Annotated in this window: 22 protein-coding genes and 1 riboswitch; of the genes, 6 read left to right on the top strand and 16 right to left on the bottom strand. The window is 54.4% G+C overall.

Going from position 1 to position 26,155, the window contains the following annotated elements:
• Positions 1-49: 49 nt before the first annotated feature.
• The 5 genes from MKY74_RS07230 to MKY74_RS07210 form a co-directional block, all read right to left on the bottom strand.
• Positions 50-3,709 (bottom strand): response regulator, encoded by a 3,660-nt coding sequence (locus MKY74_RS07230; RefSeq protein ID WP_076176103.1) that lies wholly within the window; start codon positions 3,707-3,709, stop codon positions 50-52.
• Entirely contained in the window at positions 3,706-4,875 is a 1,170-nt protein-coding gene (locus tag MKY74_RS07225; protein ID WP_076176106.1) for a PP2C family protein-serine/threonine phosphatase, read from the bottom strand. The genes MKY74_RS07230 and MKY74_RS07225 overlap by 4 nt, the downstream gene beginning before the upstream one ends.
• Before the next feature lie 214 nt (positions 4,876-5,089).
• Positions 5,090-5,434 carry a general stress protein gene (locus MKY74_RS07220; protein ID WP_076176109.1) on the bottom strand — a complete coding sequence of 115 codons (345 nt, stop codon included), beginning with the start codon at positions 5,432-5,434 and terminating at the stop codon, positions 5,090-5,092.
• 92 nt (positions 5,435-5,526) lie between these two features.
• Positions 5,527-6,039 (bottom strand): hypothetical protein, encoded by a 513-nt coding sequence (locus MKY74_RS07215; protein WP_084204219.1) that lies wholly within the window; start codon positions 6,037-6,039, stop codon positions 5,527-5,529.
• Positions 6,040-6,087: 48 nt separating this feature from the next.
• Positions 6,088-6,591: a DUF948 domain-containing protein gene (locus MKY74_RS07210; protein ID WP_076176265.1), complete on the bottom strand. Its 504-nt coding sequence runs from the start codon at positions 6,589-6,591 to the stop codon at positions 6,088-6,090.
• Between the two features lie 245 nt (positions 6,592-6,836).
• Between MKY74_RS07210 and MKY74_RS07205 the strand changes: the two genes are divergently transcribed.
• Positions 6,837-7,001, top strand: coding sequence for a DUF1328 domain-containing protein (locus tag MKY74_RS07205; RefSeq protein ID WP_076176112.1), 165 nt, complete (start codon positions 6,837-6,839; stop codon positions 6,999-7,001).
• 136 nt (positions 7,002-7,137) lie between these two features.
• Here MKY74_RS07205 and MKY74_RS07200 read toward each other — a convergent pair whose 3' ends face one another.
• Positions 7,138-7,710 carry a hypothetical protein gene (locus MKY74_RS07200; RefSeq protein WP_076176115.1) on the bottom strand — a complete coding sequence of 191 codons (573 nt, stop codon included), beginning with the start codon at positions 7,708-7,710 and terminating at the stop codon, positions 7,138-7,140.
• Positions 7,711-7,959: 249 nt separating this feature from the next.
• Here MKY74_RS07200 and MKY74_RS07195 point away from each other — a divergent pair, with 249 nt between their 5' ends.
• Positions 7,960-8,346, top strand: a complete 387-nt coding sequence (locus MKY74_RS07195; RefSeq protein WP_076176118.1) for a hypothetical protein — start codon at positions 7,960-7,962, stop codon at positions 8,344-8,346.
• Positions 8,347-8,521: 175 nt separating this feature from the next.
• Here the strand turns inward: MKY74_RS07195 and MKY74_RS07190 are convergent, their stop codons facing one another.
• The 3 genes from MKY74_RS07190 to MKY74_RS07180 all read right to left on the bottom strand — a co-directional run bounded on the left by MKY74_RS07190 (position 8,522) and on the right by MKY74_RS07180 (position 12,663).
• Positions 8,522-9,355 carry a C40 family peptidase gene (locus MKY74_RS07190; RefSeq protein WP_076176121.1) on the bottom strand — a complete coding sequence of 278 codons (834 nt, stop codon included), beginning with the start codon at positions 9,353-9,355 and terminating at the stop codon, positions 8,522-8,524.
• 291 nt (positions 9,356-9,646) lie between these two features.
• Positions 9,647-11,494: an Ig-like domain-containing protein gene (locus MKY74_RS07185; protein ID WP_167372936.1), complete on the bottom strand. Its 1,848-nt coding sequence runs from the start codon at positions 11,492-11,494 to the stop codon at positions 9,647-9,649.
• Positions 11,495-11,784: 290 nt separating this feature from the next.
• Positions 11,785-12,663, bottom strand: coding sequence for a cation diffusion facilitator family transporter (locus MKY74_RS07180; RefSeq protein WP_076176126.1), 879 nt, complete (start codon positions 12,661-12,663; stop codon positions 11,785-11,787).
• 185 nt (positions 12,664-12,848) lie between these two features.
• Here MKY74_RS07180 and MKY74_RS07175 point away from each other — a divergent pair, with 185 nt between their 5' ends.
• Positions 12,849-13,034 carry a hypothetical protein gene (locus MKY74_RS07175; RefSeq protein WP_076176128.1) on the top strand — a complete coding sequence of 62 codons (186 nt, stop codon included), beginning with the start codon at positions 12,849-12,851 and terminating at the stop codon, positions 13,032-13,034.
• An 84-nt stretch (positions 13,035-13,118) separates the two neighbouring features.
• Here the strand turns inward: MKY74_RS07175 and MKY74_RS07170 are convergent, their stop codons facing one another.
• Positions 13,119-14,744 (bottom strand): ABC-F family ATP-binding cassette domain-containing protein, encoded by a 1,626-nt coding sequence (locus MKY74_RS07170; RefSeq protein WP_076176130.1) that lies wholly within the window; start codon positions 14,742-14,744, stop codon positions 13,119-13,121.
• Between the two features lie 391 nt (positions 14,745-15,135).
• A complete protein-coding gene (locus tag MKY74_RS07165; protein WP_076176132.1) occupies positions 15,136-16,119 on the bottom strand; it encodes an MBL fold metallo-hydrolase in 984 nt (327 codons plus the stop codon).
• Positions 16,120-16,558: 439 nt separating this feature from the next.
• Here MKY74_RS07165 and MKY74_RS07160 point away from each other — a divergent pair, with 439 nt between their 5' ends.
• Both MKY74_RS07160 and MKY74_RS07155 read left to right on the top strand, forming a co-directional pair.
• Positions 16,559-17,695 carry a virulence factor gene (locus tag MKY74_RS07160; RefSeq protein ID WP_076176134.1) on the top strand — a complete coding sequence of 379 codons (1,137 nt, stop codon included), beginning with the start codon at positions 16,559-16,561 and terminating at the stop codon, positions 17,693-17,695.
• A gap of 130 nt (positions 17,696-17,825) precedes the next feature.
• A riboswitch (Lysine riboswitch) is annotated at positions 17,826-18,032 on the top strand.
• A 130-nt stretch (positions 18,033-18,162) separates the two neighbouring features.
• Positions 18,163-19,620 carry an amino acid permease gene (locus MKY74_RS07155; RefSeq protein WP_076176136.1) on the top strand — a complete coding sequence of 486 codons (1,458 nt, stop codon included), beginning with the start codon at positions 18,163-18,165 and terminating at the stop codon, positions 19,618-19,620.
• Between the two features lie 171 nt (positions 19,621-19,791).
• Here the strand turns inward: MKY74_RS07155 and MKY74_RS07150 are convergent, their stop codons facing one another.
• Positions 19,792-20,934, bottom strand: coding sequence for a transglutaminase domain-containing protein (locus MKY74_RS07150; protein ID WP_076176138.1), 1,143 nt, complete (start codon positions 20,932-20,934; stop codon positions 19,792-19,794).
• A 255-nt stretch (positions 20,935-21,189) separates the two neighbouring features.
• Positions 21,190-21,840, bottom strand: coding sequence for a bifunctional 4-hydroxy-2-oxoglutarate aldolase/2-dehydro-3-deoxy-phosphogluconate aldolase (locus tag MKY74_RS07145; RefSeq protein ID WP_432206625.1), 651 nt, complete (start codon positions 21,838-21,840; stop codon positions 21,190-21,192).
• A gap of 269 nt (positions 21,841-22,109) precedes the next feature.
• On the opposite strand from MKY74_RS07145, the gene MKY74_RS07140 reads away from it, so the two are divergent.
• Positions 22,110-22,307: a hypothetical protein gene (locus tag MKY74_RS07140; RefSeq protein ID WP_076176143.1), complete on the top strand. Its 198-nt coding sequence runs from the start codon at positions 22,110-22,112 to the stop codon at positions 22,305-22,307.
• Between the two features lie 169 nt (positions 22,308-22,476).
• On the opposite strand, the gene MKY74_RS07135 is transcribed toward MKY74_RS07140, so the two are convergent.
• The 3 genes from MKY74_RS07135 to MKY74_RS07125 all read right to left on the bottom strand — a co-directional run bounded on the left by MKY74_RS07135 (position 22,477) and on the right by MKY74_RS07125 (position 25,982).
• Positions 22,477-22,710 carry a glutaredoxin family protein gene (locus MKY74_RS07135; RefSeq protein WP_076176146.1) on the bottom strand — a complete coding sequence of 78 codons (234 nt, stop codon included), beginning with the start codon at positions 22,708-22,710 and terminating at the stop codon, positions 22,477-22,479.
• An 85-nt stretch (positions 22,711-22,795) separates the two neighbouring features.
• Positions 22,796-23,737, bottom strand: a complete 942-nt coding sequence (trxB, locus tag MKY74_RS07130) for a thioredoxin-disulfide reductase (protein WP_076176148.1) — start codon at positions 23,735-23,737, stop codon at positions 22,796-22,798.
• 280 nt (positions 23,738-24,017) lie between these two features.
• Positions 24,018-25,982: a heavy metal translocating P-type ATPase gene (locus MKY74_RS07125; protein WP_076176151.1), complete on the bottom strand. Its 1,965-nt coding sequence runs from the start codon at positions 25,980-25,982 to the stop codon at positions 24,018-24,020.
• Positions 25,983-26,155: the final 173 nt, after the last annotated feature.

The following is a 26,155-nucleotide window of genomic DNA, read 5'->3' as shown; positions in this document are numbered from 1 at the left end:
CTTCAATGATGAAAATGTAATGCTATTACCTATTACCCCGTTATTGCCCTTACGAATACAACCAAACCCTCATCAGGGATAATAACTGTTCCGTTTGGATCGGCTTCTTCACGTAATCGGAAGCACCGGCCTCGATACATTTGGAGCGGTCTTCTTTCATCGCCTTGGCGGTCAAGGCAATAATCGGAAGCTTATGGAACTGAGGTATCTGGCGAATCTGCCGCATCGCCTCATAGCCGTCCATCTCCGGCATCATCATATCCATCAGCACCAAATCGAACGGCTGGCCTCCGGTCAGGATATCGATCGCCTCGCGTCCGTTCTCGGCGAAGGTCACCTCCATGCCATAATTCTCCAGAACGCTCGATAGCGCAAAGACGTTCCGGATATCGTCGTCGACGAGGAGGATTTTCTTCCCTTCGAACAGCGCTTCCCTGTTATGAAGCTTCTGCAAAATTTGACGCTTGTCCTCAGGCAGATTGGCTTCCACCCGGTGCAGGAACAAGGTAGTTTCGTCCAGAAGGCGCTCAGGCGATTTCACGTCCTTGATAATAATGGACTCGGTGTATTGGCGCAGGCGCATTTCTTCCTTGCTGTCGAGATCTTTGCCGGTGTACACAATGATCGGAAGGTAGCCCAGGTTCTCGTCCTGCTGGATCTGATCCAGCAGCTCGAAGCCGGTCATATCGCTCAGCATCAAATCGAGCACCATGCTGTCGTAGCGTTTCTTCCGCAGCTCGCTGAGCGCCTCCTTGCCGGTGGACACAGCAGTGATGGCCACGTCATCGTGATCGATAAGCTCAATAATCGAACGGCGCTGGATGTCATCGTCCTCAACGATGAGGAGATGCTTCAGCGACTGCTCGGTATACGACTCAATATGTGAGAAGGCATGCTCCAGGGACGCTTTGGTCGAAGGCTTCTTCAAGTAGGCGATAGCCCCCATTTTCAGCCCTTGCTTCACTTCATCCGATACCGAAATGATGTGAACCGGGATATGGCGGGTTGCCGAATCCCCCTTCAGCTCGCCCAGGATTGCCCAGCCGTCCATGACCGGAAGCTGGATGTCCAGGATGATCGCATCCGGCAGGTAAGTCTTCGCCATATCGAGGCCGATATCGCCCTGCATCGCCACGAGGGCCTTAAAGCCTCTCCCCCGCGCCATATCCATCAGAATACGGGCAAATTTGATGTCATCCTCAATGATGAGCAGTACCTTATCTTTATCGGCAATCCGCTCGCGGTCGTCTTCCAGAGGCTCCGCCGCGTTGATGGCGGATTCCTCTTCATCCACCATGTTCTGCGCCGGCTTGGGCAGCATCAGCTCGCTGGAAACGGCAGCCTCGTCCTGAGCGGAAGAAGACGCCTCCGGCTTCTCCTCCGTGACCGGCAGATACAGCGTAAAGCAGCTGCCATGCCCTTCGACCGATTCGACTTCAATTCCCCCGCCAAGCAGGCGGGACAGCTCACGGCTGATGGAAAGACCAAGTCCGGTACCGCCATACTTGCGGCTGGTCGTACCGTCCACCTGCTGGAACGCCTCAAAGATCAGGTCGGTCTTATCTTTCGGTATGCCGATGCCCGTATCCTTGACGGCCGCCGCGATGTATTCCTTGTTCCGGTCCAGATAAGCCGGCAGGGCTTCCGGATCCGCCCGGCGGACCGTGAACACGACCGAACCCTGGCTGGTGAATTTAAAGGCATTGGACAACAGGTTGCGCAGGATCTGCTTGACCCGGTGTCCGTCGGTAACGACGGAATCCGGCACATCGTTGTCCACGTGAACGTGGAGCGCAACCTGCTTCGAATTGGCCAGCGGCTTGAAATTCTGGTTGACGAAGCTCTGCCATTCTTCGATCGGCACGGTTTCGGAGTTGATCTCCATTTTGCCGGCATCGACTTTGGACAAATCCAGAATTTCGTCGATCATCTTGAGCAGGTCGGCGCCCGACATGTAGATCGTGTGAGCGTATTCCTTCTGCTTATCGCTCAGGTTTCCTTCCTTATTCTCGGACAGGAGCTGCGACAGGATCAACAGACTGTTGAGCGGCGTGCGGAGCTCGTGGGACATATTCGCCAGGAACTCCGACTTGTATTTGCTGGTCACCGCCAGCTGCATCGCCTGCTGCTCCAGTCTGGCCTTCGCATCTTCAACCTCGATGTTCTTCTCTTCAAGCTGCTGCATCTGCTCTTCCAGCGCGCGCGTCTTGCCGATCAGCTCGGTATTGTAATGCTCGAGCTCCTCCTGCTGGCGTTGCAGCAAATCCTCGGAGCGCTTGAGCGCTTCGGTTTGCTCTTCCAGATTTTCGTTGGAGCGGCGCAGCTCCTCCTGCTGGGTCTGCAGCTCTTCGGATTGGCACTGCAGCTCCTCGGTCAGCGCCTGCGATTCACGCAGAAGCTCCTCGACGCGAACGCGGCGGTTAATGTTATTAATAATGACGCCCAGACTCACGGTGAGTTGGGACAAGAGCTGTCTGGCCAGCTCGCTGAACGGTTCGAACGACGCCATTTCAACGACGCCGAGCAGCTCGTCTTCAAACACGACCGGATAGATCAGCAGATGAGCCGGCTTTGCCGAACCAAAAGCCGAGTCCACTGACAGGTAGTCTTCCGGCAGCTCGGTGATAATCGGCTTGCGGTCCAAAGCGCTCTGCCCGACCAGCCCTTCTCCGATTTCAACTCTGCCTCTCGGCGAGCGTTCTCCCTGGCCGGCGTATGTTCCGCTAAGAGACAGCATATTCGGATTTTTATCATCGTCCTGAATATAAATAGCTCCGTAAGCGGCGCCCAGCACTGGCGTAAACTCGCTGATGAACATTTGAGACACCTGCTGGCTGGAATTGATACCGCGTAGAAGCTCGGTAACCCGGCTCGCATTGGAATTAAGCCAGTTCTGGTCCTTCTGGGCCTGGAGGTAGTTCTGCTCCAGCTCCTGCTTCTCTTCCAGGTCTTCGGCGATCTCCTTGAACACATGGGCCACCTGGCCGATTTCATCTCTTGAGGTCACCTTAATCCGCCGGATGGCCTGGATCCGGCCTTTGGCAAAGCTGTTGATCATCATGTTCACGACGCCGAGTCCCCTCGTGATGGTGGAGATGACCCACAGAATAACGGCAAGTCCAAGCAGCAGACCGGCAATCATAATGGCGGTCGTGATTTGAACGGACCGGTTGTAGGCCGTTTTGGCATTACTGATCTGCTGATCGACCAGCAGGTCCTGGTATTCGGCCAGTGCGTTGATGCTGTCTATCGCTTCCTGCTGGATCGGGGTTCCGCTCTCATTTCGATAGGTGTTGGCCTCCTCTATCATCCCTTTGGATAACAAAGCGGACTGCTTGTTGATATATTCCTTGTAATCCGACCACGCCTTCTGAACGCGGTTCAGCATTTGTTTTTCCTCAGGAGAGGTGGTGGTTGCGTTCAGCTTCTGCAAATTTTGTTCGCCCATGGCGATCATATCGTTGATCTGGGAATTGCTGTTATCTGTCGCCACACTGTGATTCAGCATCATGCTCATAACGAACCTGGACATATCGTTCACTTCGCTCCGGACCCCGCTGGAATACCGCACTTTCAAATACCGGTCCTCATAGATACGATCCATTTGCTTGTTCATATAATTCATGCGGTCGTAGCCGACCACCGTCAAAGCAATCAAAATGAGCATGAGCGAACCGAAGCCGATCACCAGCTTAGTCTTCAGTTTCATTCTTCATTCGCTCCCTCTTTTAACGAAATCCAGACGAGACATTTATCGTCTTCCCGCTCCTGGGTTCCGTGGTCTTCAAAAAATGCCTGGTACATCTTCTCTTCATTCCATTCATGCGAATGCTTCAGGTGGCTGACCAAAAAGTCGACTTGTTCGTCATGATCGCCCTGGACCAGCTCCAGCAAGCCATCGGTGTACAGCGCAATATGGCCTTCCCCTTCGTAAGACAAGGTCTGCGGATCGATGTCCATCTTGTCGAATAAGCCGACCGGACAGCATGCCTGGTCTAGCAGCAGTATGTCTCCGTTCTGTTGGAAAAATAAAGCCGGGGGATGCCCGGCGTTGACGTAGTCAATCCGTTTCATCGAGGTATCAACAACTAAATAAATCGCCGTAAAATAATATTGGACAAGCTGATTTTCGATGTGAAGCTGGTTGAACCGGCGGTTCAGCTCCTGGATCACTTTCTCCGGCTCCACATAGGTCGTTACCGTATCCTTCAGGACCGACGCGATGAACATCGTAAACAGGGACGACGAGATGCCATGGCCCATCATATCCAAAAGAATGACACCGTAACGGCCGTTGCCGAGGGAATACCAGGCATACAGATCACCGGCAAGCTCAGCGGAAGGCTGATAAATGGCGTGGACCTCAAACAGCTCGTCCTCAATAGCGGGACTCAGCACCGCATTCTGAACAAGCGCAGCCAATCTCAGCTCCTCCTGAATCCGCTGATCGCGCTCCTTATGCCAGTCCTTCTCATGTTTGAGACGGAGTGCCAGGCGGATCCGGGCCATCAGCTCCACTTTGTTGATCGGTTTGGTCACATAGTCGACCGCTCCGGCATCCAGCGCCTCGGCTAACTTTTTGGAATCTCCCACCGCCGTGACCATGATGATCGGTATATCCTTGAGATGCTCGTTTTTCTGGATCACCTGACAGGCCTCGATCCCATCCATTTCAGGCATCATCATATCGAGCAAAATCAAGTCAAAATCGGACGCCTTCGGCTGACCCTCTTTGGCATAGCCTTCCGCTCCCAAGATTTCAAACATTTCTCTTGCCGATGAGGCTTTATCGATATCCCGGTAGTTTTCTTTCTTTAAAATCTCCCGGATGATTATGACGTTAGTCGGATTGTCATCAACAATTAATATTCTCATAACCCTCTCCTTACGATCCTATGAAATTGTTGAAATCTCTATTTATATACTATATACCATACCGTGTGAATATTTCAGCATCTAAGGTCTATCAGTCGTTGGAACTTGGGGCATGATATCCCACTTGTTCCAAAAACATAGATAAGGAATGGGAAGCGTTATCCCATTCCTTATCTATGTTTTTGACATGCTCTGTATGCGGGAAATACCGGCCTCATGCCTTTTTGGCAACTACCAGCACCTTGCCCAGATCCAGTTCCTTTTCATAAAATTGAGCCTCAGCCTCTGTGAAGCCCAGCGACGTAATTTTGGCCCGGAGCTCATCTCCGCGTGAACGGAACAGATTAGCAAGAGCATCAAACATGCCTTCTTCTTTAATGCCAACCTCACTTGCCCCTGCCGTGTCCGCAATCCGGTCGGTCCGGTCGCCGTCATGGGCCAGTACGAAAATATCATCGTACACATAACCCGCGCTGCGCAGCTGATTGACTTCTTCCACCGCTTGGACGCCGTTTTCCACAACTTTCGCAAATGATTTGGTATTGGTTGATGAATTCATCGTTCTCACTCTCCTATTCTTTGTTGATCCCGTACATGTTCTAATTAACCTCTGCGGGTATAGTTGAAACGCCGATTCCAGGAAACGGCGGGTTATTCACTCGCTTGGTCAAAAAAGTCAACTCCCGCGAGCCTTCCCGTTTCCGGATCCGTGTAAACCTTGACGGCATGGTGTCCGCGAAGGTAGACGTCACCATCCTCCGCACGGAACTGCGGCTGCCCTAAGGCATCGGCAACCCGGTATTTGCTCAAAGGGATCCAGGAACCGTTGATTTGCATCTTCCCTGCAGCCGCTCCCACATGAACGTAGTCCACGATGCCGTCGCAGAGCACGACGGCCGCATCCTGGTAGACGTAAGCCGAGCAGCCCGTGAACGGATCGGGCGTCACTTTCAGCGGCTTGCCTTTGTGGGCGAGGACCTCCTGCTTGGTATCGTTCAGGGAAACCCCGTTCATCGTATCAAACGCGGTAAAGCGATCAGGGGTTTGCTGAACGGTCTGCCGGACAGCCTGGACATTCGCCGTATGGCCCGGGTCAGGCTGGGCAGCGGACACGAAGGACAAGGGTGACAGCATTCCAAGCAGCAGCGTAATCATTTTCAACATGATTCTCATCCTTTCTGTTGTCAATGGATCCAGCCTGAGCCATAGGTCCTACCGGCGCAGTCTCTGCCAGACCGTCGCGGCGGTGTCGATCCACTTCACCACGTTAGCCGCAGGCTTGGCCTTTGCTCCCGTTTCATATACAGCCGAATAGGACTCAAACGTGCGCTCCTCCGGCGTCGACGCGGAGGCAAGCATGTGCCGCGGACGGGATTCTACCTGGTGCTTGGGCTGCTTAAACTTGTGAATCAAGGTTGTGGAAGCCTGTTTCGCAGCCAGGGTTAACTCGCTGAGCACTTCACCCAAATTTTTCACCGAATTCATGACCGGATCAATCTGTTTCATCTTATGCTCGACATCCGCCGTAATATCGTTGGCGTGCCGGACGATTTGCTTGATCTCATAGCTGAGTTCGTCGATCGTCTGCTGAACCTCCTGCAGAGTTTGCGTCGTCTTCTCAAGCGAACTCTTTGCGGCCAGCAGCGTTTTAATGAGATAAACGACCAGAACCGCAAAAGCGACCGCGATTAACGCGACACTGAGCGACATAATCATGTGCATAACCTCTCTTTCTTGTCTCTTCAAGATGCCTTCCATGCTTCCTGTAAGGCTCACTTAAGCGTTAGTTACCCTATCGCCCAAATGACGAAACAGCGCCGTTTTTTACCAAAGTCAGGGCTTGTTTCATTCCCCTTGGGCCCGGTTAAGTATGACTACGAGGGTGAACGGGACCCGCTGGTTTATCGGCGTATGTCCAGTCATTTATCGCCCAAACTCTACAGGAAAGAAAGGTGAGCAAGATGTTGAAATGGTCGATTATCTTCTTAATTATTGCGATCGTCGCCGGAATCTTCGGATTCTTCGGAATCGTATCTGCGGCGGCTACGATTGCCAAGGTGCTGTTCTTCATTTTCCTGGTCCTCTTTATCATCTCCCTGTTTACCGGCCGCAGCCGAACGCCTTAACGGTATAAGGGCAGCTGATACGAGAAGACGAACAAGCCAAAAGAGATAAGAAAAAGGTTAGAATGAGCAAAAAAACCAAGCGGTCCTTCGGATAGAAGGCGCTTGGTTTTTTTAATGCCCGCAATCTTTTGTTTCATTAAAAGAGCGACGGCAGATCCAGCCAGTTCAGCTTGAACGTCAGCTTAACTCCGTCATCTAAGAACTGAACATCGTCCACTCTAAGGATTTCCGGCAAGTGCTCCTTGAGCGGCACGGAAAGGGTGCCTAGCCCCCAGGTCTCCGCCGGGACGCGGATCGACTTGATCCTCGTGGATTCATGCTTCAGCACAATGACGCTGCCGTCGGCATCCATCGTGAAGGTCAGCTCAGCACCAAAAGGAATAAACTCCCACTTGCCGTTAATATCCGCCGTAACCTCCTGCCCATGGAACTGGAACTCGGCTCCGGTAACGGTAACCTGCGGGGGCATATCACCCATGTGCTTGATGAGCTCTTTCTTGGCCAGCTCGTTCAACTCTTCGTTATTCAGCGTAATTTCCGGTTTCTTCGTCTTCAGCATCTGCATCGCTTTATCCTGGATATTCAGATCCGTATAATTCAAATTCAGCTTGCGGTCCGGAGCGATGTACCAGATCAGCACGCCTGCGGCGATAATGACCAAGATGATGATCGTTATGATGAACCGAAACAAAAACTTCCCTAGGCGCATGTCCGCCCCCTTTCTGCCGAAAAGCAAGTTCACTCCACCATTCGGCGCATTTCTAAAGTTTTATTTTTGGCCTACTTCAAAAGCAGGCAGCCGGGATATTTGGTACCATCCACCCTGACGCTTCTACCATATTTATGGTAAACTAAAACAATCTTTTTTTCTACGATACTAGATAACTTGGTTCATTTGTCTTTAAGAGGGTTATTTGGATAGTGTAGAAGCATACTATTCCAAGGAGGAACACAGTCTATGAAAAAAATCATCACTATTGCAGCAGCACTCGGATTAATGGCTTCCATGGGAACCGCAGCGTTCGCGGACAGCGCATCCACAACGTCTACAACGAACAGCACTCCGTCCACCACGAATTCGGCCACAGGCTCGTCGGAGACCGTTGCCGAACCTACCAAGCTGGTGCCTGAGCCGATCATCTCGGCAGGAGAAGAAGTAACGAATCCTACGGTGCCTCTCATCCTGACGGTAAATACACCGTTCTACTTTGAGCCCGGCGGTAAAGTCGCAAGCGTCCTTGCTCCGCAAGTCGTTGACACTACGGGCAACCGCGTTGGATCGCTCCTCGGCGAGTGGGTGGAAGTGTACACGTGGCTCGGAACGGCCTGGATTCTCGTAAAATAAGACATCCAAAAAGCAACATGCCAGTACTAGAATGAACTAAGGGTTTTACTAACGGGTGTCGGCGTCATTTAGTTCCTTCTACATAGAATATCATCAAACCTCCCGCACAGCGAAACCTTTGCGGGGGACAACAAAGGACCGGAGAATTCTCCGGTCCTTTGCATTTACGCGACCTTTATTTCAGAACGCTGCCTCCATACAGAAATCTCAGCTTCCAAGAGTTGCTGAAATCCGATACTGTAACGCCGCCGGCTTGATTGGAGTAGGTATGCAGCAGCTTGCCGTCGCCCAGATACACCGCCACATGGGTAATCCGCTGGCTGGACTTATCAACGCCTTGATAGGCGGAAGCGCTGGATCCGCGGTAACTCATAAAGAACACGAGATCTCCCCGCTTCAGCTGGTCCGTGCTGTATACAGCTCCGCTGTTTTCCTTCACCCAGGAGCCCTGCTGTCTGGAATCTGCCGGAAGCACAACGCCTGCAGCCTCTTTGAAGATTTGGCGGGTAAAATCCGAACAGTCGAACGTGGTCGTCGTATTCCGGTTGGAACCAAACTCGTAAGGGGTTCCCAAATACTTCATGCCGGTCTGGATCACCTTTTCGATCATGGCATTCGTATTTTCCGCGGAGACGGGTGGTGCCGCTTCAGAGGATCCGGTACTCGGCTGGGATGCCGAACCGGTGCCCTTAACGGCTATGTATTTTTCGCGGGTGCTGACGTAGCCAACCTTGCCCGACGAAGTTTTCACTTTATAATAATAAGCCGTGCTTTTCTCCAAAATCTGCACGGTCTCTCCTTTTTTCACATAACCGAGCACGTTGCTGGACAGGGAAGGCTTGTCCCGAAGATTTACCGAGGCCTGGATAACGCCGACCTGGCCCTGTGCCTGAACCTGGCTGGATGCCGACGCCGCTTGAGCCTCATGTCCGGTCGGGATGATGACGGCTGCAGAAATGGCAGCGGATAATAGCAGGCATCCGAGTAAGCTTTTCTTGATGTTAATCATTTCATTCCTCCTTGAGATGTCTGAGTCGCTTGTAGAAACCGGGGAACGCCGGCCCGCTTAGCGCTTGCTCTCATTATAGGCAGGAGGATCGAGAAACCGCATGGCCCTTTTTACACAAATAAACACTCCAAATGTTGGTAGTAAACAGGTCTATGGTCTTAAATACACCTGGTCCCTGGAAATCAGGGAACATTAAGGAAATGCCTGCAGCGGCCAAATGGTAGAACAAAGCCGGCCCTGTTCAGGCCAGCCTTGTTCATCCATGTTTTCATCAGACGAAGCTTTACACGATTATTCCTCTACTGAATTCTCCAGATCCTCGCCGTTATCCGTCCCGCCTTGATCCGGAAGGTCAGTGCCGATTGGAGCAGCGGCGCGGACGACCTGGACCGAGGCCATCGTCCGGCCTCCCTTATATTGGGCAGAGATCTGGGTCAAGCCCGGCTTATGACCGATCAGATTTCCTTCCCCGTCCACTTCGGCAACGTCCGGATGACTGCTGCTGAATTGAACCTGCTTGGTAATATCCGATCTCGTCTGTGTCGAATAGTCATACAAAAAAACCTTGATATCCAGCGTCGAACCTTCCGAAAGCGAGTATTGGGACGAATCCAGCTCGAGATAGCCGTTCAGGGGATCATACTCGCCCGTATCTTCCGGCAGTACAGTCACGTTCAATCTTGCTGTATAACCCTCGTAAGATGCTTCCACATAGGTGTCTCCCGGCTCCCTTCCCGTGATTCGGCCTAATGCATCGACTTCGGCAATCGCAGCGTCCCCCGAAACGTAGACTGCGGCGTTGGACAAGTCGCTTCGGGTTCCGTCGTCATAAACCGCTTGCAGCACAGTGGAGACGCTTGAACCTGTTTTCAGTTTCTTTTCCTTTTCCAAAAATGCGATGCCTGTTAGTGTTCGCTCAACAGGCGGCTGGTCCGCCGGCGGCGTAAGCTTCATCAGCTGAAATTTCCCGCTGTCTCCCCGCTGAACGGTTCCCGGGAATATATAACCTCCGTCCGGAGTTCCCGATGCGGTACCGACCCTGTAGATTGGAGGCCCCTTGAACAATTCCCTGCTGATCAACCCTCCGCTCCGATCGACGCTTAACACGCTGTATTGATGCTTCCACTCTGAGCTCCAGTCCAAGTATGTAACATGTTCCCCCAGCATCGCGTAGCCCTCTTCCGTCTGGACCAAACGATTGAAATTCTGCGAATTGGCACCATCCGGGTATGTCTTTTCCCATTGCACCTGTCCGGTCAGATCCGTCTTGGTAAGTACCGGCACGCCGTTGCCGTTGACGGATTTACGGCTCAAGATCATATAGCCTCCGTCCTCGGCCGGAATGACCGAGTAGGCTGTCCAACCGCTGCGTGGCTCGACCGATTGCTTTGACCATACCTCTTTGCCTTGATCATCGATCTTCATCACCAGCATCGCATCATGTTCTCTCGATTCATATTCCACCATACCTGCGTGGCCGACAGCGATGTAACCCCCGTCGCTCGCGGGTATCAGATCGGTTAAATAGTCGCTTCCCGAAAAACTGTACTGGTTGTACCACAGCGTATTCCCATTTTGATCGATCTTGGCGATATAAGCTCTGTCATAAGCAACCCAGTGGACGATCCCGCTTCCGGCAATCAAAAAGCTGCCGTCCTCCGTCTCGACGATGGCTTTCGGGTTTTGATCATACCCCTGGACATCCATCGCTTTCTGCCACACCACATTCCCCGATGCATCCAACCTGATCAGGAACAGCTGCCTAATCGGCTCGAACTCTTCAGACGTGTTCCCCGCGATAAGGTAACCCCCGTCCCTGGTCTCAATGGCCCGGTATGCCGTACTGCCCCCCCAGTCATAGTAAGACAGCTTATGCTCCCATTCCACCTGCCCCTCTCCATCCAGCTTTACCACATAGGCCTTTCGATACGAGTCATAGATGTCGCCCAAGGCTAGATAGCCACCGTCTGATGTAGGGATGACCCCCTCTCCGCTGGACTGGCTTCCGTAATCCTTGGACCATTCAATCGCCGACCGCGTCGGTTCGGCAGCCGCAAGGCTGAATCCGGGCCACATCCCAACCATCACCAGCAATCCAGCAGTGCAAGCAGTCCACAATCGCCACAACGTTCTGTCCACAGCCTTACTCCTTTCCATCGTAAGCATGATTTGACGCAGGAATTTGTAAAATCCCTCCATCTATGTCATTATTCATTGAATTTCTCCATCTGGATATCCCACAAACCTCATAATTACCTGCTACGTTGGAACCGTTTTCCAATTTTATTTTCGCGCTTCGTCAGACCCATAACTGAGACAATTTCTCCGAAAGGCAGCGTGCGGACGCAAAAATAGCCACAATGCTTATGCACTGTGGCTGTTCACCGAAGCTTATCAAGAACATGGGAGCTTTTCAAAGGAACCGGCCTTCACAAGCTTTTCTCCCGAGGCTCCACATGGACGTGGACGTTCATAATATTATGAATCCTCTTCATCCGCTCTTCGATCTTGTCGCTGATGGCATGCCCTTCGATCAGGCTGAGGGTGGGGTCAACCACGATGACGACATCGACCAGGACATGATTGCCGTGAACCCTGGCCTTCACATCGTTGATGCCTTCAACGCCGGGGGTTTTGGCAATGGTGCCCCGCAGATCGCGGAGTTCCTCCTGATCGAACCCGTCAGTCAAGCGGTAGGTGGAATCGCGGAAAATATCCCAGGCCGTCTTGCAAATCAGCAGGCCCACGGCAAACGCCGCCACCACATCCAGCCATGGCAGGCCGAACTGTGCCCCGACAATCCCGACCGCCGCCCCGATACTGACCAGCGCGTCGGACAGATTGTCTTTGGCGGCCGCCATCAAGGCCTGGCTCTTAATCTCCTTGGCCAGCTTTCTATTATATAAATAGACGAACAGCATGCATACAGCGCAGACAGCCGCCACGCCGGCCGACCATAAATCCGGCGAGGCTTCTTTGCCCATAAACAGGGATTTGGCCGCCTCCACCAGCACCTGAATACCGACCATGCCCATAATAAACGAAGCGATCAGCGATGCTACCGTCTCTGCACGGAAATGACCGTACGGGTGGTCTGAGTCCGGCGGTTTCTGCGATATCCGCAGGCCGATCAGCACGGCGGCCGACGCCACGATATCGGTCAGATTGTTAAACCCGTCTGCAAGCAGGGCGCTGGACGCAAAGAAGTAGCCGCCGACCAGCTTGCCCACGGAGAGGATCAAATACGCCGCAATGCTGATCCAGGCGCCGCGTTCCCCTTTTCGGATATCTTCATAGATATGATCCAAGTTCGTTGGCCCCTTTTCACCGTTTCATGCCCAAAGGCACTTTTTTATCCTAGCAAACGAAAGTCGTGTGGGTCTAGAGAAACATAGTTGCTTATGTTCAAGAGGTTTTGTCTCTCCCATCTCTTGTGGGGAGCCGCAAAAACAGCTAGAATAAGGACACAACCCCAAAGGGAGGAACCCTACCCATGACGGATAATCAGGACGCCAAAAAGGTCAATTTGGCCGACGCCATCCGCGCGAAGCTGGAGCAGAAGAAGCAGCAGAACAAGGGCGGCAAGCCCGGCGGCTTCCAAAGCAATGCCCCGCACGCGATGAAGAGCCAAAACACGAAAAAGCCCAACAATCAGCGCCGCCGCACTGGCGGGTCCTAAACAAGCCACAGGCTTTACGGACAACACAGAAAAGCTGCCACCCCCGCTTAAGGGAATGGCAGCTTTTTTTCATGGCTTGAAGCGTTAAACTTCCTGCGGATACATCTGCTCGCGCAGCGCCTTGATTTCATCGTTCTCCAGATACTCGTCGTATGTCATGACTTTGTCAATGATGCCGTTCGGCGTAATTTCGATGATCCGGTTGGCGATCGTCTGAATGAACTGATGGTCATGCGATGTGAACAGGATCGTCCCGTCGAAGTCGATCAGCCCGTTGTTCAGCGCGGTGATGGACTCGAGGTCCAAGTGGTTCGTCGGCTCGTCGAGGAGCAGCACGTTCGCGCCGTTCAGCATCATCTTGGCCAGCATACAGCGCACCTTCTCTCCCCCGGAGAGAACGCTCGCCTTCTTCAACGCTTCTTCGCCGGAGAACAGCATCCGGCCCAGGAAGCCGCGCAGGAACGTCTCGTCCTGATCCTTCGAGAATTGGCGAAGCCATTCCACCAGGTTCAGGTCCACCCCGTCAAAATATTCGGAGTTGTCTTTCGGGAAGTACGCCTGTGTCGTTGTAACGCCCCAGGAGAACTCGCCCGCGTCCGGCTCCGCCTTGCCCATCAGCACTTCGAACAGCATCGACTTCGGCAGTCCGTTCGGGCCGACAAAAGCGATCTTGTCGCCTTTGTTTACGACGAAGCTCAGCTCATCCAGCACCTTCTCGCCTTCAACGGTCTTCGTGAGGCGATCTACCGTCAGCAATTGCTTGCCTGCTTCACGCTCCGGCTTGAAATGAAGGAACGGATATTTCCGGTTGGAAGGCCGGATATCGTCCAGCGTAATTTTATCCAGCTGCTTCTTCCGGGAAGTCGCCTGCTTGGATTTGGAAGCATTCGCGGAGAACCGCTGAATAAATGCCTGCAGCTCCTTGATCTTCTCTTCCTTCTTCTTGTTGGACTCGCGCTGGAGCTCCAGCGCCAATTTACTGGATTCATACCAGAAGTCATAGTTACCCACGTACAGCTGGATTTTGCCGAAGTCGATATCCGCGATATGCGTACATACCTTGTTCAGGAAGTGACGGTCGTGGGATACGACGATGACAGTGCCTTCGTAGTCCATCAGGAAGTTCTCGAGCCACTGAATCGATTCGAGATCCAAGTGGTTGGTAGGCTCGTCGAGCAGCAGATTGTTCGGACGGCCGAACAAGGCTTGTGCCAGCAGGACGCGGACCTTCTCGTTGCCGGAGAGCTCCACCATCTTCTTGTCATGCAGCTCGCGCGGAATGCCGAGGCCGATCAGGAGTGCAGCCGCGTCAGGCTCGGCGTCCCATCCGTTCAGTTCGGCGAATTCGCCTTCAAGCTCACCCGCACGAAGTCCGTCTTCCTCGGAAAAGTCCGCTTTCGCATACAGCGCATCCTTTTCCTTCATAATGGTATACAGACGGCTGTGACCCATGATGACGGTTTCCAAAACCGGATACTCGTCGTATTCAAAATGGTTCTGCTTCAGCACCGCAAGGCGTTCGCCCGGTGTCATGTGAACCTCGCCCTGGTTCGGCTCGATTTCGCCGGAGAGGATCTTGAGGAACGTCGATTTGCCGGCTCCGTTGGCGCCGATCAAACCGTAGCAGTTGCCTGGCGTAAATTTTATATTTACATCTTCAAAAAGTGCGCGTTTTCCGTAACGGAGTGTCACGCCGCTTGTACTGATCATGAAGTATTACCATTCCTTTCGCTAGTAGGCTTCAGCACATTATAGCATAAATCAACGTGCGTTCGAAGCCCATTTCATAATAGAAGGAACAAAGTATAGCCCGCGGATTCGGCCGAGCCCGGGTATTCCTTCCCCTACCCGGACGTTTGTCCTATCATTGCCTATCTCTATCAATATAATCGTTTTTATCTATTTCTATTCCCGCTCGCGCTAAGAGATAATCAATAGGACCCCAACATAGAAGGATGGGGGCCATTGTCCAAACCGCTCGAATTCACCATGGTGTAAGGAAAGGGTCCATGCAAAAACACCGGAAAGAAGCCGCCCGGCGGCCTTTCCGGTGTTTCGTATGGATCTATCGACGTATCCGATTCCTGTTCGGTATCCGGAACTACCTCCGCTCCGGGTGGATCGTCAGCGTCTCCCCGTAATGCATCACTTTAATCCGCTCCTCACTCAGACCGAGTCGGACCCGCTCCGCCTCCATCCGGTCCAGCGCCTCCCGGGCCGTATCGTCGGCCAGGCGGAACGTGCCGTAATGCATCGGGATCATCATATCGGCCCCCACATCCAGAAAAGCCTGCAGCGCCTCTTCGGGATTGACGTGCTGCGACGTCATAAACCACTCGGGCTCATACGCCCCGATCGGCATCAGCGCTACATGCAGGTTGAAGCGCCGGCCAATCTCTTTGAAGCCGGCAAAATACCCGCTGTCCCCCGCAAAATAGACGTTGGGCGGCAGCATCCTGGTGCCGTCTTCCGCTCCGGCGTTACCGGCTTCCCCTGTCTCATGCGGCTCCAGCACAAAGCCGCCCCAGTGCGAGGTGTTGGTGTCAAACGGCGTGCGGCGCGTCCAGTGCTGCGTCGGGACGAAGCTGATCTTCACCTGGCCGATGACTACATGCTCCCACCACTTCAGCTCCCGGCAATTGTGGAACCCTTTGCGGACCATCTTCGCGCGGAGGCCGACCGGAACGATCAGCGTCGTGCCCGCCCGGTACAGCTTCCGGATGGAAGCCATGTGCATATGGTCATAGTGGGAGTGCGATATGAGAATGATGTCCACCGGCGGCACATCATCGATCAGGAGACCGGGCGCGCCGAGGCGCCGCTCAAAGCCCATTCTTTTGGCCCAGACCGGGTCCGTCATAATGTTGAGGCCCTCATACTGGATAAAAAAAGTCGAGTGGCCGATCCAGGTAATCGACGTATCCTGCCGGTTGCCGTGCAGATACTCCAGATCCGGCGGCATATTCGGGATTTGGAAGCTGTAGTCCTTTTTCTTCTGCCGCCGCTCCTGGCGCCACTGTCTGAACTGCTTCAACGTTTTATCCGTACTGACATTATCCATGTTATTGTAACGGATCTTCGGCAAGAGTCCCCCTCCTTCCCGGGTGTAATCGCTGTTTATTCCATTTTACCCGATCCGAAACCCTGTGTACCACTAGCGCTGACGCTCGAATGCATCCCTCTATCCCAAGCTCGCTTGCCGCTAAGTCTATGAATTATTCGTCATGAAGGTCGGAGTAATGAATGACGTACAGCGCCAAAAGCATCATCGTCACGACGACAATCAGCATCGGCGCGAAATAAATGGTGAATATCACGCGGCAGTACAGCTCCTTCTATGCAGCTTGGTAACCTCTTAGTCATTGTCGTCTTTCCATCCGTTTTCTATCCGCGGCAAAAGGTTTATGTTTGGGGGCAAAGTGAGGTAAACTGTAGTTTAGATAGATGGATTCATCTATATAGGAATGAGTTGTATCATTTTTTTCAATAGTAAAAGTTGTTGAAGAAGAAGGAGGTCTTTATCTGTGAAAATCAAATTTATCGAGCCAACGCCGAGTCCGAACTCTATGAAGCTGCACCTGGATGAGAGTCTGGAGCCCGGTATCCGCAAAACATATACGCTTGACAATGAACGCTCCGCCCCGGCATGGATCCGGGAGATGCTGCATATCCAAGGGGTCAAGAGCGTGTTCCATACCCTTGACTTTGTCGCCTTGGAACGCCAGGGCAGCGCGGACTGGTCCGCCATCCTTGGCGAAGTGCAGGAGCGGTTCGGCCAGGAGGGCCTGACAAGCCAGTTCACGGAAGAAGACGCGGAAGCGGGCAGCCACTACGGCGAGGCGGAAGTGTTCGTGCAGTTTTTCCGGGGCATCCCGATGCAGATCCGCGTGAAATCGGGCACTCAGGAGGTTCGCCGGGCGCTGTCCGACCGCTTCACGAAAGCCGTAATGGAAGTCACTGCGGCGACGATGATCAAGGAGCGCAAGCTGAAGGATTACGGCGTCCGCTACGGGGAGCTGGAGGATATCGCCGGTGAGGTCGAGCAGGAGCTTGAAGCGGCGTTTCCCGAGGATCGGCTGAAGCAGGTCATCGAGCAGGCGATCGCCCATGGCGCCAGCGAGAGCGAGTTTGAAGAGGAGCGGCGCGAGCTGAGCGACGCCGAGCTCGCCGAGGCGATGCAGAGCGCCGACTGGAAGGTTCGCTATGCCGCCCTGGACGGCATGCAGCCGACCGAAGAGCGGCTGCCGATCATCCGTCAGGCGCTGCATGACGAGAAGATGCAGACCCGCCGCCTGGCGGTCGTCTACCTCGGCGATCTGCGCACGCCGGAAGCGATGGAGCTGCTGTACGAGGCGCTGAAGGACAGCTCGCCGACCGTCCGCCGGACGGCGGGCGACACGCTGTCTGACATCGGCGACCCGGCGGCCACGCCGGCGATGCAGGCGACGCTGAAGGACAGCAGCAAGATCGTCCGCTGGCGCGCCGCCCGCTTCCTGTACGAAGTGGGGACGGAAGAAGCGCGCGATGCCCTGGAGGAAGCGGTAAACGATCCCGAGTTCGAAGTGAGCCTGCAGGCACGGATGGCCTTGGAACGCATCGAATCCGGCGAGCAGGCCGCAGGCACCGTGTGGCAGCAGATGGCCAAGCGGAGCCGCTCCTGAAGACTGCAGGGAACGGCTCTTCCGGAGTTCCAGCTTTAACCATTGCCTTTTCCCGGCGTAATACGTTACGATGTTACGTGTTCAATACATCAATACAAAGAAATATGTAAAAGATAACCTCATCCGTCCAAGGTGAGGTAGAGGTTGCGGAAGCGATGAGTAGCTGTTCCGAGGCGTAAGAGCCGCCGGTGACGACAGCGAAGGGCGCCTTCCGCCGAAGTGTGCGAACCCGCTCTACGGTTGGCATGCTGGGTCTGTTCTCCGAAAGGGACAGAACTGTCGCGGTGTTCCTTCCTCCTGCAGGAAGATGAAGACGCCGTGATGAGCTATCTTTCATGGAAGCACGGGTGCGGAAGCCATAGCGTCATTTATCGGGACCGCGGGTACTTCATACCTGGGGTCCCTTTTGGTTGTTCCCCTTCCACTCCATGAAGTCATATTCATATTTGAAGGGATGATTTCTTTTTATGCGTTTAAAAACACCGGCAACGGCACTCAAACAGAGCCTGAAATCCCGGCACATGACGATGATCGCCCTCGGCGGCTCTATCGGCACCGGGCTCTTTCTGGCAAGCGGCAGCGCCATCTCCTCCTCCGGACCGGGCGGAGCGATTCTGGCCTATGCCGCCGTCGGCCTGATGGTATATTTTCTGATGACAAGCCTGGGAGAAATGGCTACCTACATGCCGGATTCCGGCTCGTTCAGCACCTACGGCACCCGCTTCGTCAGCCCGGCCTTCGGATTTGCCGTCGGCTGGAACTTCTGGTACAACTGGGCGATCACGATCGCGGCCGAGCTGTCTGCGGCGACGGTCATTATCAAATATTGGTTTCCGGACTCTCCCTCCTTTTTGTGGAGTCTGCTGTTTCTCGCTATCATGTTTGCCCTCAATATTCTATCAGCCAAGGGCTACGGCGAATCCGAATACTGGTTTGCCATTATTAAAATCGCGGTCGTCATTATTTTCCTGATTGTCGGCATTCTGATGATCTTCGGGATCATGGGGGGCAAGCCGGTCGGCTTCGAGAACTTCAACCTGGGCGGCAGCTCCTTCCATGGCGGATTCTTTGCTTTCGTCGGCGTCTTTATGGCGGCGGGCTTTTCCTTCCAAGGAACCGAGCTGATCGGGGTGGCCGCAGGGGAGAGCGAAAATCCTCGCCAAAACGTGCCGCGCGCCATCAAGCAGGTATTTTGGCGGATCCTGATCTTCTACATTTTGGCGATCATCGTCATCGGCTTCCTGATTCCTTATACGAATCCGAACCTGCTGAAGACCGATCTGAACAATATCGGCGTCAGCCCGTTCACCCTCGTATTCCAAAAGGCGGGTCTGGCCTTTGCGGCATCCGTCATGAACGCGGTCATTCTGAGCTCCGTGCTGTCGGCGGGCAACTCCGGCATGTACGCCTCCACCCGCGTGCTGTATGCCATGGCCAAGGACGGCCTGGCACCTAAATTTTTGAGCCGGCTGAACAGCCGCGGCGTTCCCGTATACGCGCTCCTGATCACCACGGCGATCGGTATGCTGGCGTTTCTGGCCTCCCTGTTCGGCGACGGGGTCGTGTACAACTGGCTGCTGAACGCCTCCGGCATGTGCGGCTTTATTAACTGGCTCGGCATCGCCGTCTGCCATTACCGTTTCCGGCGGGCTTTCCTCGCCCAGGGACATTCCCTGGACGAGCTGCCCTACCGGGCGCGCTGGTTCCCGTTCGGACCGATCTTTGCCTTTATCCTGTGCATTATCGCGATCCTGGGACAGAACACCGGAGCGTTTACCGGCAGCAAAATCGACTGGTACGGCATTCTCGTGACGTATGTCAGCATTCCGCTGTTCCTGGCCGTATGGTTCGGCTACAAGTGGAAAAAGAAAACCAAGCTGACCCCGCTGGAGCAGTGCGACCTGACCACCCACGACCCGCGGTAACGTTCAAAAGGAGACTCACAGATGAACATGTGAGTCTCCTTTTTTGTGTGCTGATGGCTTTCCCAAAATACCAGATGGCCAAAAAGCCCTCTCCTGCCAAGCTCCTGGGCTTCGCAGTGAGGGGGCTTTCTGCTGCTCCGACGACCTTTTGCCCGCCAATACACGCTTTGCCTATTTCCAAGTGACGTAAATTCTCAAATCCTCCGTCTCATCCAGCGGGCTTTGCGTGTATGAGATCGAGCTCACCCCAAGCCGGTACAAATCCTGCAGGGCGCCGAGCAGCTGCTTCTTGTCCCCGTGGAACCGGAAAAGCAGCGAGTGCCCTCCCGCAGCGACCACCGGTTTGGCCTTGGCACTGAGCTGGGCGGATGTCGATACGATCTGCGCCGGATCATACAGCTGGTACTCAAGCTGTTCCTGCAGCTTCTGGTAAAACGCCAGATGGCTTCCTCCCTGCCGGATCAGGCCGGACAGCGTGTCGCGATACAAGGTCATGGCAGCGGGATAGGCTTTGGTCCATGCATGGTCCTTCCTCATCTGCGCGTCTGTGCGCAGGTAATAGCCCGTACCGACCTCACCAGCCTTGTCCGGAGCGGGATCATCCCAGGTCGTGTCCAAGTGGTACCATTTGCCGTCAAGAAGCACCAGATTCCAGGCATGCAGCTGACTCACGCCCGTATCTCTCGGGGCGGCGGTGCCTTCCACAATTTTATTCGGAATTCCGGCTTCCTTCAGCATTTTGTAAGTCAGCAGCGAATATCCCTGGCAGACCGTGCTGCCCGAGCTGAGTCCGTCATACGCGGTATATTTCTGAAGGGTCCTATCGTATTTCAAATGGAGTATCACCCAGTCATGGATCGCCTTGATCTTCTCATGATCGTTCATGCCTGGCCGGATCAGGCTGCCGAGTACCGCCTTCACCCGCTGGTCGACGTATGCCGTCTGCGCGGCCGTTTCCCGGTAGCGGAGCTGCACACTCACCGTGGCCGATTTCGAGCTGCCGCTGTAGGAGTAACCATAGCTTTCGATCGTGTAATTGATGTAGGGATCGCTCTCCAGCGCCTGTTCGAGGGCGCTCTTCAGCTGGCTCTTGAGGGCCGACGTCTTGCCCTGGTACACAAACTGAATCTTCTCCAGGCGCTGATTCATGGCGGCCAGCAGCTTCGCCTGAATCCCGTCCACGGTCGTGACCACATTCGCCGGAGAGGTCGCGGCCGCATATACCCTTTGCCAATCAATGCTCGGGGAAACGGCGGCGGCAACCACCGTTCCAAAGAGCAGCAACGAAACGAGCGAGAAGCGCTTTACAATCATATGGCCCCCTCCCTTCCTGACCATCATGCCGGTCCACACCTGTACCGCTTTTGTCATCCCATGGCCGAACGAGCCTACCCGTACATGAAAATGGCCCTTCCAAATGACTCTATTCCAGCTATGGGCAAGTTATGACACAACGTTCTATGCTGCTTTGCGAACGGCCATCTGAGGCGGTTTGTGACCGGCTAACGAACGATTCCATGCAGCACACCTGCTGCCTCCTGCTGGCTTAAAGCACCTCTTGCCGCTCCATTACTTATCCGTTTCTGTTCGGGCAGCCGCCTGAACAAACGCCGCGGCCCGTTCCTGGACGGCCTCGACATTTCCCGACTCCAGCTCCGCCTTCGGCAGCAGCGAGCTGCCGATCCCGACCGCGCACGCCCCTGCTTCGAAATAATCGGCAATATTGCCGATCGTCACCCCACCTGTAGCCATCAGAGGTATATGATCCAGCGGCGCACGGATCTCTTTCAAATAGCCAATTCCGAGGCTGCCCATCGGGAACAGTTTCACTGCGCTGGCACCGGCCTCGTAAGCGGCCACAATCTCAGTCGGCGTCATGGCACCAGGCCATACGTCGATGCCCTGCTCCAGAGCAAAGGAGATGACGGCTTGATCGACATTGGGCGAGATCAGAAACTGCGCTCCTGCCTGAACCGCCTCCTTGGCCATGGCCAGATTCAAAACGGTTCCGGCGCCTACATGGGCTCGTCCGTCGTATGCCGAGCGCCAGCCTTCGATCATGTGCAGCGCCCCGTCGGTATTCAGCGTGACTTCCATGAGCCGGACGCCTCCGGCTATCAGTCCCTCACCTGCCGTCCTGGCCTGATCCCGGGTAATCCCCCGGACGATGGCAACCATTCTTGCCGACAGCAGTTCTTGCAGTACCTGTGATGTATGCATGCGTTTCATTCCTTCCGAATCTATTTTTCTTAGTATATTCGGACTTTACAGGCGTTTTCCTTCCCGGACATGTCAATTCGGCAGGATCTCTCATGCTTCCGTTTTTTTCGTCCTTGGCACAGGATTTGACGAAAAATCGACGTATTTTTCCCCTGAATCTACGGAAATGCAGGCCGGGTTTCGTATATAATAGGAATGTTGTATAGAAATGATTGTTTGTGGACGTTGGTAAACCCGATGATTTTACCTTAGGAATGGAGAGATTGTCCGTGACTTACGTGGATATTTCCAATATATCGGTCGAGGTATTCGTGACCGTGCTGCTGTTTCTGCTGATTATCGCCCCGCTGTTCAGCCTGGCCATTCTGCGTTTTTTTCAGGGCCGTCCCAAGGCCGGATTCACGCTCATCGCGACGGGCATTATCATCTACTTCGTGCTGCAGCTGGTCGGGAAGCTGTTCTTTTGACAGCGTTTTAAATGTAAAAAAGTCTAGGGATACCCCAGAGCGGCCCGGATCGCGGCCTGCCTTTGGCGGTCATCCCTTATTTTTTGCGCCTACGAAAAAAAGGCCGCCCCGGCGGAAGCATCTCTGCTACCGGGACGACCTCTAATTTAGCGGTTATAGTATGGACAGATTATTGTTGATTCAAAAACTTCTCAAACTGGGTTGTGTTCATGCCCAGCACGCGGTTCTCACCAATGACGGTCAAAGGAACGGCGCGAACGCCCATGTCCCAGACCTGCTGTGCATACTCATCGTTTTGCTCGATGTTGCGTTCTTCGAACTCGACGCCCTTGTCGGCCAAGTATCCTTTCACCTGACGGCAATGCGGGCAGTTGGTGCTGGTATATACAATCACTTTTTCCATCGCTTTAGGTCACCTCATATCGTGAAAATGTCGTGTATGTCAACAGGCTCTTGCGCCGGCCTGATCGGTCCACTTCATGCATCCATTACAGAGCGACTGCGCTGTGCTCCAGACTTTCAATATACTTCTCGCAATCGATTGCTGCCATACATCCGCTTCCGGCTGCCGTAATGGCCTGTCTGTAGCGGGTGTCCTGAACGTCGCCGCAGGCGAAAACGCCAGGGATGTTCGTTTCCGTCGTTCCCGGCTGCACAACGATGTAGCCGTTCTCGTCGAGCGTAATTTGGCCGCCCAAAAATCCGGTATTCGGGTGATGACCGATGGCAACAAACACGCCGCTTGCTTCGATCAGTTCCTCTTCACCTGTCTCGTTGTTCAGTACTTTGAGGCCTTTCACGCCGCGCTCGTCAGCCACAACTTCGAGCGGAGTACGGTTAAGTGCCCATTCCACCTTCTCGTTGGCACGCACGCGATCCTGCATGATCTTGGAGCCGCGCAGCTCAGTACGGCGGTGTACCAGCGTCACTTTGGATGCAAAACGTGTCAGGAAGCCGGCTTCTTCGAGCGCGGAGTCGCCGCCGCCGACCACGATAATTTCTTTACCGCGGAAGAAGAATCCGTCGCAGGTCGCACAGGTACTTACGCCGCGTCCGACATTCTCCTGCTCCCCGGGAATGCCCAGGTATTTGGCGGTTGCGCCAGTGGACAGGATCAACGTCTCGGTTTCGATATGGCCGATGCCTTCCACGTCAAGCTTGAACGGACGCGCGCCCAGCTCCACGTTGTTCACCCAGCCCGTGCGGAATTCAGCGCCGAAACGCTCCGCCTGCTTGCGCATATTATCCATCAGTTCCGGTCCCATCACGCCTTCAGGGAATCCTGGAAAGTTCTCAACTTCTGTCGTCGTGGTAAGCTGGCCGCCCGGCTGCGGCCCTTCAATAATCAGCGGACTCATATTGGCCCGTGCCAAATAAATCGCTGCCGTCAATCCGGCAGGTCCTGTCCCGATAATTACGGATTTATACATAGGATCTCCCTCCAAGCTTCCCGTTCCCGGTGCATCGTCCCTTAGCGGGTTCGTCCGGGATCTATTTATCATTTAATTTAAAATAATTATTATCTGATAATCATTATCATACATTTTTCATAAGATGTCAATAGATCAAGTATACATGCCTTTCACCTGAATTGTGAACAATTTAATTTTTACAAATCGTTTAACAATTTCCTACCGAGCAAAAAAGGAACCTCCGACTCTCCTTCGGAGGTTCCTTCATTTATGAGCCGCTTCGGTCTCGACACCGCACTTACCGCAGCAGACGGAGCCCGTTCAAAATGACAAGGATCGTGCTTCCCTCGTGGCCGACCACGCCGAACGGAAGGGCGATGCCGGCGGCAAAGTTGCTGACCATCAGCAGCAAAATCACCGACACGGCAAACACCATGTTCTGCTTGACGATGCGCCGGGCGCGGCGGGCGAGCGTAATCGTCGAGGCGATCTCCTCAATGTTGTCGTTCATCAGAACGACATCCGCCACCTCGAGTGCGGTGCCGCTGCCGTTCATCCCCATACCCATGCCTACGGTGGCCGTAGCCAGTGCAGGCGCGTCATTCACGCCGTCCCCGACCATCACCACGTGGCCGTACTGCTCGCGCAGCCGTTTCACATGGTTGACCTTCTCTTCTGGCAGCAAATCGGCAAAGACGTAATCAACACCGATGCTGCTGCCGATGGCGTTCGCCGTCAGGCTGTGATCGCCGGTCAGCATCGCGACCTTGACGCCGATCGACTGCAGCTGCTTCACGGCCGCGGCTGCCTGTGGGCGGATCACATCAGCGAGAGCGACCAACCCGGCAATCCGCTCCCCGTCCAGAATCACGGACACGGTTTTGCCGGCCGAGTTCAGCTCCTGACGCAGCCGGAGCCATGCGGCATGTTCGCCAGACGGGTCGGCCTGGTCCAGCATATCCGCCTTACCGATGCGCCAGCGTCTGCCCTGAACCCAGCCTTCCATACCCCAGCCGGTCAGCGAGGTCACCGATTCCGCTGAAGGCAGCATCGCGCCCTCCTCCTCGGCTTTCACCACGATGGCTTTGGCCAGCGGATGCTCGGACAGCTGTTCCACGGATGCGCAAATACCCAGAAGCTCCAGGCGGTCGTATCCGTCCGCCGGAATGAAATCCGTTACCTGCGGCGTTCCGAGCGTCAGCGTTCCTGTTTTGTCAAAAGCGACCACGGACGTCAGCGCCATGTTCTCTACATGCGCACCGCCCTTGAACAGAATGCCCCGGCGTGCCCGGTTTGAGATAACAGACAGCATTGCCGGCATAATGGAAGACACCAATGCGCACGGCGAAGCTACCACCAGGAACACCATCGCTTTATAAAAGGAGGTTCCAAAGCTCCAGCCCAGCACAAACGGAGTCAGGAAAATGAGGACCAGCGTCGCCGCCACCACGATACGCGCATAAATGGCTTCAAACCGCTTCATGAAACGCTGCGAATCCGGAACCTCGGTCTCGGCTTCCTCCACGAGCTTTACGATTTTGGCGAAGACGGTGGATTCCGCGGAACGAGACACCTCCACGTACAGCACGCCTTCCCCGTTCAGCGTTCCGGCAAACACCTCGTCGCCCGCGGCTTTGTCGGCCGGGACCGATTCGCCGGTGATGGACGATTGGTTCACCGAGGAGTTCCCCTTCTGGATGATTCCATCCGCCGGGATCAGTTCTCCCGGTTTGACCAGGACCAGGTCGCCGATGGCCAGCTCCCCAATCGGAACGAGCTTCATCTGCCCGTCCTGAATCCGCAGCGCGGTTTCCGGCTTCAGCGCCATCAGCGATGAAATATCCTTTTTGCTTCGTTCGGTAGTGTAGCTTTCCAATGCTCCGCTCAGGGCGAAGATAAAGATGAGCATGGCGCCTTCGTTCCAGTAGCCGATGCTTGCGGCGCCCAGCGCGGCAGCTACCATAAGCAGGTTGACGTCCAGATCGCGCTCGTGGATCAGCGTTTCGACCCCTTCCTTCGCTTTCAGCCAGCCTCCTGCGGCATAGGACAGAATATACAGCACGATCGATACGACGGCCGGGGCGGACAGCCAGCTGGCTGCCCAGCCGCCCAGCATAAGCAGTCCGCTCGCCAGCGCCGCCTGCATTTCCGAATTGCGGATCAGCGAGCGTAGATCAAAGCGCCCTTTCTTTCCGGGACCTGGGCGGTTCAGATTGGCCTGACGCTGAATCGATTGAGCAGGAGCATTTCGTATGTTTTCCATGAGTGATCACCTTCCTAATGAGAATGAATAGCATTATTAGTCCCCTTAAAATGGCACATGCTGCTCCGGACTAGCCGGAGCAGCATGGTATGCGGATGGAAACGGAACGCCTCTGACGAACCTTTCTTCCTTCGCGATTGTTGTTTTTAAATGAGAATGATAATCATTTTTGC

The organism is Paenibacillus sp. FSL R5-0378, assembly GCF_038009285.1.
Taxonomy (GTDB): domain Bacteria; phylum Bacillota; class Bacilli; order Paenibacillales; family Paenibacillaceae; genus Paenibacillus_AQ; species Paenibacillus_AQ favisporus.
The sequence above is the reverse complement of the archived record's forward strand: the minus strand, read 5'-3'. Positions and strand labels throughout refer to the sequence as shown.